The sequence below is a fragment of the Tropicibacter naphthalenivorans genome (assembly GCF_900176475.1).
In the GTDB taxonomy this organism is placed as follows: domain Bacteria; phylum Pseudomonadota; class Alphaproteobacteria; order Rhodobacterales; family Rhodobacteraceae; genus Tropicibacter; species Tropicibacter naphthalenivorans.
Window position 1 is genome coordinate 1 of sequence record NZ_FWXX01000015.1, and the last position, 12,809, is coordinate 12,809.

The following is a 12,809-nucleotide window of genomic DNA, read 5'->3' on the forward strand; positions in this document are numbered from 1 at the left end:
CCGTAGCGCCTCAGCGCCGCCGGTGAAGGGGGTTCTAAGGTTATCACCCAAAACCCGCAAGCGGTTTTTTCAAAGAAATCCAACTTTTCGCAAAAATTCGTGCAACCCTCTGTAAAGCAATGGTTTTGTTTCCCCTGAACTTCACTGATCCCCCTCTAAACGCTTCTGGGCGCTCCCCAACGGCTACGAATCCCACCGTGAATCAGTCTGAACCTGCCGCGCACAAGCCAAAGTCCAGCGCCTTGTCTGGCGCAAAGCCTCTTTCTCGGTAACGCGGCCCAAAAGCTGCGTGCACAGACCGTTCTATAGACTTGCACGGCAATCACGACGGTGCGGGGCCCGACCTGTATCTTATTGCCGCCAAGATAGTGGACAGAAAGCCGGTCCAATGGCCCGGCAGACTGCGCATGAGGATGCGTATGCCTTGGGCTCCGTCCCCGAACGCGTGATCCAGGCGGTTCAGCACTTGGAACGGTTTATTAAGCTTGGTGCTGCATGATGACATCTATAAAGGCGAAACCGGGACCCAGCGGACTTTGGGGTATGCAATCGAAATCGGCCACCCGGACGGCGGGACACGGTGCACGTTGGACATCCCCAACGTGCATACCAACTGCCATGACGTGCTGAATGGTGGGGGGGCGGGCACGCTGCTCGATAATGTCATTGGGGAGGTGGCTTTCTTGACCGTGAACCCAAATGGGCGCGCGCCATCTAGGACCATCCCGATGAGCCCGCCGTTTGTGGCTTTTGGGATGTGCCGCGACCGGCCTTGCCTGACTGGCACTATGCGAGGCGGCAAACCGTTTCTGGTCTTGGCCGCCGAGCAGACGTCCCAGCATAGTCGCTTGATCTGCACCGCCGCAGGCGTGTTCAAACACCCTCTCACGGACAAACGGCCCAAACGGAGCAACGCATGACCGGGCGGATCAGCGACCTTATTGCCCGCAACGTCGAAAAGCGGGCGGACGCGCCCGCGATCAAGGATTACGACGGGCAGGTCTATGATTGGCGCAGCTATGCCGGGCTGATCGATACCGCCGCTGCGCTGCTGCGTGCCAATGGGGCCGCCCCGGGCGAGCGTGTGATGATCGTGGGTGAAAACTGTCTTGCGGTGCCGGCGCTGATCTTTGCCGCAGCCCAAGTCGGCGCGTGGGCCGTTCCGGTCAATGCCCGTATGTCCAGCTCGGAGCTGGCCCAGGTCACCGCCCACGCCAAGCCCGCGCTCACCCTTTATACCAGCCACGTCTCCGAAGAGGCCAAGCGCCACGCTGGGGACGCCGGGCCCATCGACGCGGGTTTTGGCGCGCTCCAGATGCACCGAGACAAGCGCAATCCCGCGCCCGATCCAGAGATCGCCGTCCTTCTTTACACCAACCAATCGACCGACGGCCCAATGGGCGTGATGCTTTCCCACCAAAATCTGCTGTTCGCTGCCAAGGCGTCGGCGCAGCTGCGCGGCATGACCGAGCGCGACCATATCTACGGCGCTCTGCCGCTGACCCATGTGTTCGGCGTGGCCTCTATGATGATGGCTGCCGCACATGCAGGGGCGATGGTCGAACTGGTCACCCGCTTTGATCCCGCGCGCCTGTTTGAGGCGTTGCAAAAAGGCGCGACGGTCATGCCCGCCGTACCGCAAATGCACGCTTTGCTCATGGCCCATGCCAAAGAGCACGGGCATACCAAGCTGCGCCGGTCCAAGCTGCGCTACGTGTCGTCGGGCGCAGCCCCGCTGGACCCCGCCTGGAAAAAGCAGGCCGAGACCTTTTATGGGATCGCACTGCAAAACGGCTATGGCATGACCGAAAGCACCTCTGGGATCAGCGCCACGGGCAACCGCATGGGCGATCCCGACACCAGCGTGGGCCCGCCCCTGCCCGGGGTTGAGGTGGCTCTGGATTACGGTCTTGGCGCGGATGCCCAGGTGGGCGAGGTGCTGACCCGTGGACCGCACGTCATGGCCGGATATTTCCGCAACCCAGAAGCCACTGCCCAAGCGATAAAGGATGGCTGGCTGCGCACCGGCGATCTGGGCCACATAGACGACGAAGGGCGCCTGCACATCGTAGGCCGTGCCAAGGAACTGATCATCCGAGGCGGTTTCAACGTCTACCCCCCCGAGGTCGAGGCTGCGCTGAACAGCCACCCCGGCGTGGTGCAATCCGCCGTGATTGGCCGAGCCGCGAACGGCGACGAAGAGGTGCTGGCCTTTGTCCAACCGCGCCCGGGCGCGGGGGTGACGGTCACCGATCTGACCGACCATGTGGCGCGGCGGCTGACAGGGCATAAACGCCCAACCAGCATTGTGCTGGCCGATACCCTACCCGCCACCGCGACCGGTCAGATCCTCAAGCATAAGCTGCTTGAGGTCTTTGGCGGGCGGCTCTGTTAACGCACGCCAATTCTGTTCACGCCGCCCTTAGCTGGCCTTGGGCAGCGAGGATTCCACCTCGGTCACCTTCTTGGCGTGCCAATCGACGTGGTAAACGCGGCTCAGGTGATCCTCCAGGTAAGACCCCAGCGCGTCAAAGGTGCTGGACAGCTTGGTGAATTCTTCGCGGCCAAGTACCAGAACGACGCCATCCGTGACGGCTTTGACCGTGCCGTAACGAGTCGACTCGCCCATGATCATGCGCTCGCCAAAGTGACCGCCGGGGCCGACTTCGTGGGTGATGTCCTTGCCTTGGCCCTCGTCATAGTAGCTGACCTCGAACTGCCCGCTGACCACGGTGTAGAACCCGTCCGAACGGTTGCCGCGCTCGAACACCGGATCACCGGCGGCATAGTGGACATAGCGCGCGGCCTGCGCGTTGGGCACTTGCAGCGCCACAACCGACCGCGGGCGCAACCCGTCGAGCATCCAGTTCATAAAGACCCGCAGCTTGGTGTCGAACCCCGGCATAAAGCTAAGGTAATAGGCCCGCCACAGCAGCCACGCCACATACCCCGACAGCTTGACGCCAAAGACTTCGGCCACCCCGCGCCGCGCGCCGAGCGAAGCAAGCGCCCCCCGGCTCTTGTACTGGAACGGCTTCAGCGCCTTGCCCTTGACAGTGGCGGCAATGTTGCTGGCCAGCTGCGCCGCTTCGCGCACGGCAAATTGCGCGGTGGGCGGGGCGAAATCGTTGCGCTCGGTGGCGTTCTCTTTCATCGGGATCAGCGCGCAATCGCCCAGCGACCAGACGTTGTCATGCCCCTTGGCGCGCATGAAGCGGTCCACGGCGACGCGCCCTTGGGTCAGTTCCAGCCCCATATCCAGCACAACCGGCGACGGCGCGTTGCCGATGGTGGCGATGATCGTCCGCGTCGGGATCGTCTCGCCGGTCGAGGTGACAAGGCGACGCCCCGTGACAGACGCCACCCCGGTGTTGAACATCAGCTCGACGCCGCGCTTTTTCAGCTGGCGCACAGCGTAGGCGGCGAGGCTCTCGGGCAGTTCATTGAGCGCACGCGGCGCGAATTCCACCGCGATCACCCGCACTTCGGACGGGTCGATGTTGGGGTAATACTTGAGCGAGCGGTCAATCAGTTCCTTGACCTCGCCGATGGTCTCGATCCCGCTAAAGCCCGCGCCCACCACGACAAAGGTCAGCGCCTCGCGCTTGACCTCGGGCAGTTGCGTGACATCGGCGTGTTCGAGCCGTTCGATGATATGGGCGCGCAGACGGCGGGCATCTTCGAGCGTTTTCATCTTGAGCGCGTGCTCTTCGAGCCCCGGCACGCGGGACAGATCAATCCGAGAGCCCATAGCGACGACAAGGTGATCGTATGCGATCTCGGTCGGGCGGCGCTGCACCCCTTGGAAAACCGTCACGACCTTGCGGGCGAAATCCACCGAGTGGATTGTCGCCTTGCGCAGACGCACCTTTTTCAGCAGTTCGCGCAGCGAGGTGACCGCGTGCATTTCGGTGATCGCGCCTGCGGCGACCTCGGGCAGCAGCGGCTGAAAGACAAAATAGTTCTCTTCGCTGATCAGCTGAATATCGGCGCTGTCGCCAAAGCGTTTGCGCAATTCGCGCGCCGCATAAAGGCCGCCAAAACCGCCGCCCAACACCAGTAGTTTCTGTTTCATCGGCCTCATCCTTTGAATGTGTTACGAAGCCTCCCCTTGAGCGGCGAACTAGCACAGCAATCCTGACCTGTCATCTGGATTCTGAAAATTTATCGTTTAAAACCAAATATTTAGCGGTATGCAAATGTGTACATAGGTGGGCAATGCGATTTTTCCCCTGCCCGCAAGGCGCGTAAAAGCGAACAATCCCAACGGGCTAATTCACCCGCCAAACGCAAAAAGGCCCGCGCGTGCAGCACGGACCTAAGACAGGGCGAAAAACGCCGGAAATCAGGAATAATCGGCGATCAGGGTGCGCATCATCTCGACTTCTTCCTCTGTCAGAGAGGTCAAAGGCGCGCGCACCGGCCCGGTTTCGAAGCCGCGCAAGGCGACGCCTGCCTTGATGGCCGAGACCGCGTAGCCGGTCTTGCGGTCGCGGATCTTGGCGAAGGGATAGTAAAACTCGCGCAGCATCGCTTCGCAGGTGGCATCGTCGCCCTTTTGAAAGGCCGCGTGGAATTTCAGCGCCGTTTCAGGCACGAAATTGAACACCGCCGAGGAATAGGTATCCACGCCCGCGCCGCGATAGGCCTGCGCGAACAGCTCATGCGTGGGCATCCCACCGATATAGGCCAGCCGGTCGCCGTTGTTCACCGTGATGCGCTTGACCGTGTCGATGTCGCCGGTGCCATCCTTAAAGCCGACGAGGTTGGGGCACTCGTCCGCCAGCCGCGCCAACGTTTCCGCCGAGCAGACGGACTGCCCGCGATTATAGACGATCACACCCATGTTGGTGGATTTGCAAACGGCGCGGATATGCGCCTCGATCCCGTCTTGGGGCGCGCCGATCAGGTAGTGGGGCAGCAAGAGGATGCCGTCACCGTCCGCCGCTTCGATACCTTGGGCCAGCTCGCAGGCCAGCTTGGTGCCATAACCACAGCCCGCGATGATCGGGTCGTTGGGCTGGGCCTGCTTGGCGGTCTTGACCACGTCGATGATCTCGGACGGGGTCAGCGAGAACATCTCGCCCGTGCCGCCCGCCACGATCAGGCCAGCGATGGGGTGCGGCTGGAGCCATTCGAGATGCGCCGCAAAGGCGTGTGCGTTGAAATTATCCTCGGCATCAAAGGGGGTTACCGGAAAGGACAGCAGGCCCGAGCGGATGATATCGCGCAAGGCGTTCGGTTCGATCATGAGAGAATTTCCCTAAATAGCGCCGCGCGGGCGTCAGTCTTCGGAATGAATGCCGTCGGTGCAGAACAGCCCGCCCTGGTACAGCACATCGGCGGCATCGGGCGCGGGCTTGGGCGTGGTGGCGTCGATCTGCGCGCGGAACTGTTCCGAATTGTCCTGCGGGCGCCAGCCCAGCCAGTCGACCTTGGAGTTGTCCCAAAAGGACGCGCTGTTGGCTGACGCGCCGTAGATGATCGGGCAGCCCAGCTTCGGCACGTCGAAAATGCGCTCGATCATGCGGACAAAGTCGTCATACGACAGCCAGGTAGACAACATCCGGTGGTTCGCAGGCTCGGGAAAGCTGGAGCCGATGCGCACGATCGCCGTCTCTTGGCCGAACTTGTCATGATAGGCGTTGGCGACCGCCTCGCCAAAGACCTTGGAGATGCCATAGAGGCCATCGGGGCGCGGATAAACTGTGTTATCAATGACTTGGGATTGCGGATAGAACCCGATGGCGTGGTTCGACGAGGCGAACAGGATCCGCGGCATCCCGTGTTTGCGCGCCGCCTCATAGAGGTTCATCACCCCTTGGATGTTGGCGTTGTTGATGACGGACCACGGCCCTTCGGTGCTTTTGCCGCCGAAATGCACGATGCCGTCGCACCCCTCGACCAGCGCCTCGACCGCCTGCGCGTCGCCCAGATCGCATTGCACGATCTCTTCGTTCGCGGCGGCCTCGCCCATGTCGGACATGTCAGACAGGCGCAAGGTATCGGCCAGATGCGCCAGCCGAGTGCGCATGACGGACCCAAGGCCCCCTGCCGCGCCGGTGATAAGCAGTCGTTTCATGGTTTTCCTCCGCTGTGGCTTTAACTTGTCAGACAGGTTGTCGGGCAAGGGGTAATAAACGTTTGACAAGTTGTCCAGTGAAATGTCACCTCAGCCGCGAAGCAAGGACAAAGCCATGACCGATACCCCTCTCGCCATCACCATGCACCCCGCCGATAACGTCGCGATCATTGCCAATGATGCTGGCCTGCCCGCCGGGAAAGAGGTCGCCGGGGTGACGCTGCTGGACCGCATACCCCAAGGGCACAAGCTGGCCCTGCGCGACATCCCCGAGGGCGGCGAAGTGCGGCGCTACAACGTGGTGATCGGCTTTGCGGCGCAGGCGCTGCCCGCCGGGTCCTGGGTCTACGAGCATCGTCTGACCATGCCCCCCGCGCCGGACGTCGACGCCCTGCCAATGGCCACGCGCGTGAGTGATCCCGGCCCCGCCATCGAAGGGCGCACGTTTATGGGCTATCGCAACGCCGATGGCAGCGTCGGCACGCGGAACCTGCTTGCGATCACCTCGACCGTGCATTGCGTGTCGGGGATCGTGGACCACGCCGTGCGCCGGATCCGCGAAGAGCTGCTGCCGAAATATCCCAATGTTGACGGGGTCTTGGCGTTGGATCACATCTATGGTTGCGGCGTGGCGATTGACGCCCCCGACGCGGTGATCCCGATCCGTACCCTGCGCCACATCTCGATGAACCCGAACTTTGGCGGCGAGGTGATGACCGTCAGTTTAGGCTGCGAAAAGCTGCAACCGGATCGGCTCTTCCCCGAGTTTCAGACCGACCTTGTGCGCCTTCAGGACGAGACTGGGTACGCGGCGATGATCCGCCAGATCATGACGCAGGCAAAGGCGCATCTGGAACGGCTCAACGCCCGCACCCGCACCCCCTGCCCGGTGTCCGATCTGGTGGTGGGGATGCAATGCGGCGGCTCGGACGCCTTTAGCGGGGTGACCGCGAACCCCGCGCTTGGCTATGCCGCCGATATGCTGGTGCGCGCCGGGGCGACGGTGATGTTTTCCGAAAACACCGAGGTGCGCGACGGCATCGACCAGCTGACCGCCCGCGCCGCGTGCCCTGGCGTCGCGCAAGAGATCATCGACCAGCTGACGTGGTACGATGCCTATCTGGACCGCGGACAGGTGGACCGCGCCGCCAATACCACGCCGGGGAACAAGGCCGGGGGGCTGTCGAACATCGTGGAAAAGGCCATGGGCAGCATCGTCAAATCCGGCAGTGCGCCGATCATGGCGGTGATCCCTCCCGGCGAGCGGGCGCAGACGCGCGGCCTGAACTACGCTGCCACCCCCGCTTCGGATTTCATCTGCGGGACGTTGCAACTGGCGGCGGGCTGCACCTTGCACGTCTTTACCACCGGGCGCGGCACGCCCTATTCGTTGCAAGCCATGCCGACGCTCAAGGTCGCCACCCGAAGCCAGCTGGCGCGGCGCTGGCACGACCTGATCGACATCGACGCAGGGCCTGTGGCCACGGGCGAAGAGACGATCCAATCCATGGGCGAACGCCTCTTTGAGGAGTACATCGCCACCGCCTCGGGCCGGCCCACCTGGGCCGAACGGCACGGCATCCACAACAGTCTTGCGCTGTTCAACCCCGCCCCCGTGACCTAAGAGAGCCTCATGAGCGAGACAAAACCAGCCACACGGGTCGCCACGGTCGAAAGCGCGCTGCGCACCCGGATCGAAGACGGCACCTATAAGCCCGCCGATCGCCTGCCCTCGGAATCGCAACTGACGGCGGAATTCGGCGTCTCGCGCAGCGTCGTCCGCGAAGCCATCGCCCATCTGCGCGCCGAAGGCTTGGTCGAGGCGCGTCAGGGGGCCGGGGTCTTTGTCTTGATGCGCGCCGCGCCCCCTCCCCTGCCCTTTCACGACGTGGACCCGACGCGGCTGTCCTCGGTGATCGAACTCTTGGAACTGCGCACCGCGGTCGAGGTCGAGGCCGCCGGTCTTGCCGCACAGCGCCGCAGCCCCGCCCAAGAGGAACGCCTGCTAGAAGCCCTCGCCGCGCTGACCCAAGGCCCGCTGGCCGAGGCGGATTTCGCCCTGCATCTGGCGATTGCCGAGGCCACGAACAACACCCGCTTCCCCGAGTTTCTGCGCATGGTTGGCCCGTCGGTGATCCCCCGCCACGCCTTGGGCAGCGAGACCCCACCCGAGGGCTATCAACATCTGATCGACGCAGAGCACAGGCAGATCGTCGATGCGATCCTTGGCGGCGACGCGCCCGCCGCCCGCACCGCCATGCGCCGCCACCTAGAGGGCAGCATCGCGCGCTATCGGGCGGTCTTGCGTGGGGCGGTTTAGGGCCGTAGCCGCGAGGTCGCACAATCCCCCCGCCCCTGCCATGGAAAAGGCTTAATCTGACGTTAACCAAGGGTTAGGCGGGCGCAGAACGCGCCCCACCGTCAAACGAGACCCCGCCCATGACGCCCATCCAAGACACCGTCCTGACGCTTCCGTCGCTTGCCACCCTGCTCAGCGCCCTGCCCTTTATCGGCGGGGTGATCTACGTGCTTTGGGCCACGTCCAGCCCGCGCCGGTTTGAAAAATCGGGGTTGCTGGACCGGGACAGCCGTGTTGATGACAGCCACTAGGACTGACGCCATGACCCCGACCCAGATGATTATCGAAACCCTCGGCCCCTATGAAACCGAACTGACCTATGGCATCGTCGGGCTGATCGTGGTGCTGGGAATTGCCGCCGATCATAGCCCGTGGTTGCGCCGAAAACTGCGCCACAAGGGACGCCGGATCGATAACTACTCTGGCTCTTACGACAACGACGGGTTCATCAGCTGGGACTACGACAGCGGTGACACCAACGACTAAAGCCGCGTCCAGCGCCCCGCGTCATACTGAAACCGCAGGGGCGCTTGGGGTTCAAACCCGGACAGGCCTGCCACCATGCGCGTGATCCCCAGCCGGTTATCGGAATAGTCCAAGACCGCAAAATCGTTTTCCTCGCCGCGCAGGCGGTTCGAAAGACCGGTGCCCACGTGGACTTGCAGCATCCGATCGCCCACCTCGGGCGTCACGAACCCCGCCGCGCACCATTTATGCAAATGCCCAGAAAGCACGAGATTGGCGCCCGCCTCATTGAGCGCCTTCAATGCGGGGGCGGCGCGCTTCATCGGGGTCTTGTCGGAATAGCGCGGCTCTTCAAACGGGTGATGCCCAACGACGATGTTCAAACCCTCACTGCCCTGAAAGGCTTGGCAGGCGCGCCACAATTGCAGGCGCCGGACCTTGCCCGCCTGCCACGCCCACGGATCGGCGGTGTTGAAGGCTTGCAAAGTCACTCCGTCCTGCGACCAGACCGGGGCCAACTCGCGCGAGACATAGCGGCGGTAGCGGCCAAAGGGGCGCAGAATACGGTGCCAAAAGGCGTCCAGCGGCATGTCGTGGTTCCCCGGCACGCTCAGCCAAGGGCATTCCAGCCCGTCGAGGAACGCCCGCGCGGCGCGGAACTGGCTGTGGCGCGCGCGCTGGGTCAGATCGCCGCTGACGATCACCAGATCGGGGGTGATGGCGCGGATCGCCAACCGCAAAGGCTCCAGCAACTCGGGACGCTCGCGGCCAAAATGCAGGTCAGAGATATGAACAAGCCGGGTCATGCGGCCGGGGCGATCACGTGCAACGGCGTGGCGGAATGGGCAATGCGCAGCGGGCCTTTGATCCAGCGCCGCTCACCGTCCAGCGCCACCAGCGTCTTGGCGCGGCCAGAGGTCAGCGTGATCTCTCGCGCGGTGTCGATGTGGAAATCCTCACCCTTGCGGGCCGACCCGGCGGCCAGAGACAGCGCCGATTTCACCAAGTCCAAACGCCCCGTGTTCGGAGCGGCGAACAGGGCAAAGCGCCCGTCCCGCACGGCATCCGCCCCGGCAAGGTTATAGGTCTCGAGCTGATAGGCGGACGCCGCCACAAACACCAAGGGCGTACGGATACGGTGGCGCGCGCCGTCCAGATCGGCTTCCAACTTCAAGGGCCGGTGCACGCCCAAGAGGGTCAGTAAGGTTGACCAATGCGCCGCCAGCCGCGAGCGCCCGTAGCGGTTATAAATATCCTCGCGCCGATCAAGGATCGACGGGTACAGACCAAGGCTCACGTTGTTCAGAAACGCGCGGCCATTAACCGTACCGAGGTGTACGGCTTTACTGGCCCCCTGCCCCAGCTGCGCGACGGCTCCGTTCAGGTCCTCGGCCAGCCCCAGCGAGCGCGCGAAAAAGTTGAACGTCCCCATGGGCAGAACCCCCATCCGCGGCGCTTTCTTGTGACGCAGCAAAACGTCGGCGACGGCGGAAATGGTGCCATCGCCGCCCGCCGCGACAACGGTGTGGCAGCCCCCGCCGATGGCGTCCTCAATGGTACGCTCCAGGTTGGATTTGGGATGCAGTTCAATGATATCTGCGTGGACGTTTTCCTCGCGCAGCGCCTGCGCGATCCGATCCGTGCGAGAGGTGCCGCCATCGTCTTCGCCCGATTTTGGGTTCACAAGAATGCAAATGCGCTTGGACTGGGTCATGGCGGGCCTGTTTGGTTTCATCCCCTCTATAACCCGGAAGGCGCGCGGCGGTTCCCCATGGTCTTACACGCGCAGGGGCGGTATCAGGGCGCTATGACTCACCCTCACGCGCCGGGCGCGCATCTTTTAATGGATCTCTATGATGGGCGCGGGTTCGATGACCCCGCCGTGATCGAGGCCGCCTTGCGCGCCGCCGCCCGCGCCGCCGGAGCCACGGTGCTGAGCGCCGGTTTCCACCACTTTGGCACGGGGGCCGGGGTGACCGGGGTGCTGATGCTGGCCGAGTCGCATATCTCGATCCACACGTGGCCCGAACGGGGCTTTGCCGCCGTCGACATCTTTATGTGTGGCGAAGCGCAGCCAGACCGGGCGGCGCAGGCGATCGAGACCGCCTTACGCCCCGCGCATGTGGAGCTGACCCGCGTGCTACGCGGTCACTCGAACCACGCGCTCCAACCGTCGAGGTAATAACCGACCAAGGCGTGGGTCTGGATGTGGTTCGGCTCTGCCTCTAGCCGCGCCATATCGGGGGCAAAGACCTGCGCCGCGCTCCACGCCTGCTGGTCGAGATACCGCAGCCCTTGCGGCAGCGCCGGCGCGCGATCCAAACGCATGGGCGACACCATGGTAAATCCCCATTCGCCAAAGCTGGGCACATAGCTGTGATAGGGCAGCACGTTCAGCGCGCCGCCAAGCGGGTTGGCCGTCTGCTCCCACGTTTCGACGATGGACCAAAACGCCTGCCGCGCAAACAGCGGCGCGCCGCTTTGCGTGACGATCACCGAACTCGCTCCGATGCGCTGCACCAAGAGGGCGTAGAACTCGGCGCTATACAGTTTCGACAGCGCAAGGTTTTTCGGGTCCGGCAGGTCAAGGATCACCACGTCGTAGATGGTCTGATCGGCCTCGATGAACTGCCAGGCATCCTGGTTAATGATGGTCACCCGAGGGTCGCTGAGCGCATGATCGTTCAGGGGCGCCAGCTGCGGATGATCCTTGAACAGCCCCGTCACCGCCGGGTCCAGATCGACCAGCGTTACCTGCCCGACGCCGTCGTGACGCAAGACTTCGCGCACCGCCATCCCGTCGCCGCCCCCAAGGATCAAGACTTGGGTTTGGCGCGGCGCGAGGCCCATCGCCGGGTGCACGAGGCTTTCGTGATAGCGATATTCGTCCAGCGTATCGAACTGGATCGAGTAATCGAGGAACAGCCGCGTGCGGTCGCGGAACTGCGTCACGGTGATGTTCTGGTAAGGCGTGGTTTCCGACAGGATCACGTCGTCTTCAAACAGGCGCGCTTGGGTGACGTTCAGCATCTGCTCGGACTGGACAAGGGCCGCGCCCGTCGCGACCAGGGCCAAGGCCCAGACCACCCGGATCAACCCCACGACCTCTGTGCGAAACAGATACAGCGACACGCCCGCGACCAGCAGGTTGAGCAAACCGAACGCAAGGCTCGCCGACATCAGCCCAAGGTGCGGGACGATCAACAGCGGAAAGGCAAGGCTGGCGATCAGCGCCCCGGCGTAATCCACCGTCAGCACGTTTTCGAAGTGAAAGCGCTTGGCCCCGATCTGTTCCAGCACGCGGGCGATCAGCGGGATTTCCATCCCCGACAGCACGCCCACCGCCGCGAGGAACCCATAGAGCATCGGACCCACACCGTTCAGCGCGCCGTAGGCGTAGAACAAGGCCGGAGCCATAAAGCCGCCGACCAACCCGAGCAGGATCTGGATCCACACGAACCCCGGCATGGCGTCGCGCACAAACCGAGACAGCCACGCGCCCACGCCCATGGACGACAGGAAAACGCCAATCACAACAGAGAACTGCCGCACGCTGTCGCCCAGCAGATAGCTCGACACGGTCGCGGCGATCAGTTCATAGATCAGCCCGGCGACAGCAACGAGGAACGTCGCCAGCAGCAGCCAGACGTCGCGATGCCGCGCCGTTTCGGTTTGGCTCATGACAGGATGACGGCCGCGATGATGATGGCGATGGACAGGAACAAGAAGCCGAACAGGATCGCCAGCGCGATGTTCTGGTCCTCTTCGATTTCCTTGATAATCTCGAAGGGGGTCGCCCAGTCGATGACCTTCCACACGATATACATCATGATCGCGCCCACCGAGGTGAACACGATGGTGCTGATGATGTCGGTAAACATTTGAGACAGGTCCATCACAGGC

At 63.2% G+C, this 12,809-nt stretch carries 13 protein-coding genes; 6 read left to right on the forward strand and 7 right to left on the reverse strand.

All coding sequences use genetic code 11. The features are described 5' to 3' along the window. The first annotated feature begins 916 nt into the window (after window positions 1–916). Window positions 917–2,395: a class I adenylate-forming enzyme family protein gene (locus B9A11_RS19225; protein ID WP_058249407.1), complete on the forward strand. Its 1,479-nt coding sequence runs from the start codon at window positions 917–919 to the stop codon at window positions 2,393–2,395. A 27-nt stretch (window positions 2,396–2,422) separates the two neighbouring features. On the opposite strand, the gene B9A11_RS19230 is transcribed toward B9A11_RS19225, so the two are convergent. The 3 genes from B9A11_RS19230 to B9A11_RS19240 form a co-directional block, all read right to left on the reverse strand. Beyond that, window positions 2,423–4,075 carry an FAD-dependent oxidoreductase gene (locus B9A11_RS19230; RefSeq protein WP_058249406.1) on the reverse strand — a complete coding sequence of 551 codons (1,653 nt, stop codon included), beginning with the start codon at window positions 4,073–4,075 and terminating at the stop codon, window positions 2,423–2,425. A 270-nt stretch (window positions 4,076–4,345) separates the two neighbouring features. Then, the gene (locus tag B9A11_RS19235; protein ID WP_200807322.1) at window positions 4,346–5,248 is read right to left on the reverse strand and encodes a 5-dehydro-4-deoxyglucarate dehydratase; all 903 of its coding nucleotides are present in this window, start codon (window positions 5,246–5,248) and stop codon (window positions 4,346–4,348) included. A 36-nt stretch (window positions 5,249–5,284) separates the two neighbouring features. Further along, the gene (locus tag B9A11_RS19240) at window positions 5,285–6,082 is read right to left on the reverse strand and encodes an NAD-dependent epimerase/dehydratase family protein (protein WP_058249404.1); all 798 of its coding nucleotides are present in this window, start codon (window positions 6,080–6,082) and stop codon (window positions 5,285–5,287) included. 115 nt (window positions 6,083–6,197) lie between these two features. Between B9A11_RS19240 and garD the strand changes: the two genes are divergently transcribed. The 4 genes from garD (at window position 6,198) to B9A11_RS19255 (ending at window position 8,927) form a co-directional block, all read left to right on the forward strand. Next, window positions 6,198–7,706, forward strand: a complete 1,509-nt coding sequence (gene garD, locus B9A11_RS19245) for a galactarate dehydratase (RefSeq protein WP_058249403.1) — start codon at window positions 6,198–6,200, stop codon at window positions 7,704–7,706. Between the two features lie 9 nt (window positions 7,707–7,715). Next, window positions 7,716–8,402 (forward strand): FadR/GntR family transcriptional regulator, encoded by a 687-nt coding sequence (locus tag B9A11_RS19250; RefSeq protein ID WP_058249402.1) that lies wholly within the window; start codon window positions 7,716–7,718, stop codon window positions 8,400–8,402. 119 nt (window positions 8,403–8,521) lie between these two features. Next, complete coding sequence (locus B9A11_RS21485; protein WP_159452527.1) at window positions 8,522–8,692, forward strand: hypothetical protein; 171 nt, start codon at window positions 8,522–8,524, stop codon at window positions 8,690–8,692. Between the two features lie 10 nt (window positions 8,693–8,702). Further along, the gene (locus tag B9A11_RS19255; RefSeq protein ID WP_058249401.1) at window positions 8,703–8,927 is read left to right on the forward strand and encodes a hypothetical protein; all 225 of its coding nucleotides are present in this window, start codon (window positions 8,703–8,705) and stop codon (window positions 8,925–8,927) included. On the opposite strand, the gene B9A11_RS19260 is transcribed toward B9A11_RS19255, so the two are convergent. Both B9A11_RS19260 and B9A11_RS19265 read right to left on the reverse strand, forming a co-directional pair. Further along, on the reverse strand, window positions 8,924–9,712 hold the full coding sequence (locus tag B9A11_RS19260) for a metallophosphoesterase family protein (protein WP_058249400.1): 789 nt from the start codon (window positions 9,710–9,712) through the stop codon (window positions 8,924–8,926). The two genes, B9A11_RS19255 and B9A11_RS19260, sit on opposite strands and share 4 nt — an antisense overlap. Beyond that, the gene (locus B9A11_RS19265; protein ID WP_058249399.1) at window positions 9,709–10,620 is read right to left on the reverse strand and encodes a diacylglycerol/lipid kinase family protein; all 912 of its coding nucleotides are present in this window, start codon (window positions 10,618–10,620) and stop codon (window positions 9,709–9,711) included. The genes B9A11_RS19260 and B9A11_RS19265 overlap by 4 nt, the downstream gene beginning before the upstream one ends. A gap of 93 nt (window positions 10,621–10,713) precedes the next feature. Between B9A11_RS19265 and speD the strand changes: the two genes are divergently transcribed. After that, window positions 10,714–11,088 (forward strand): adenosylmethionine decarboxylase, encoded by a 375-nt coding sequence (speD, locus tag B9A11_RS19270; RefSeq protein WP_058249398.1) that lies wholly within the window; start codon window positions 10,714–10,716, stop codon window positions 11,086–11,088. On the opposite strand, the gene B9A11_RS19275 is transcribed toward speD, so the two are convergent. Both B9A11_RS19275 and B9A11_RS19280 read right to left on the reverse strand, forming a co-directional pair. Beyond that, window positions 11,055–12,587 carry a polyamine aminopropyltransferase gene (locus B9A11_RS19275; protein ID WP_058249397.1) on the reverse strand — a complete coding sequence of 511 codons (1,533 nt, stop codon included), beginning with the start codon at window positions 12,585–12,587 and terminating at the stop codon, window positions 11,055–11,057. The genes speD and B9A11_RS19275 overlap by 34 nt on opposite strands. Further along, window positions 12,584–12,802, reverse strand: coding sequence for a DUF350 domain-containing protein (locus tag B9A11_RS19280; RefSeq protein WP_058249396.1), 219 nt, complete (start codon window positions 12,800–12,802; stop codon window positions 12,584–12,586). Before B9A11_RS19280 ends, B9A11_RS19275 begins: the two co-directional genes overlap by 4 nt. Between the last annotated feature and the right edge of the window lie 7 nt (window positions 12,803–12,809).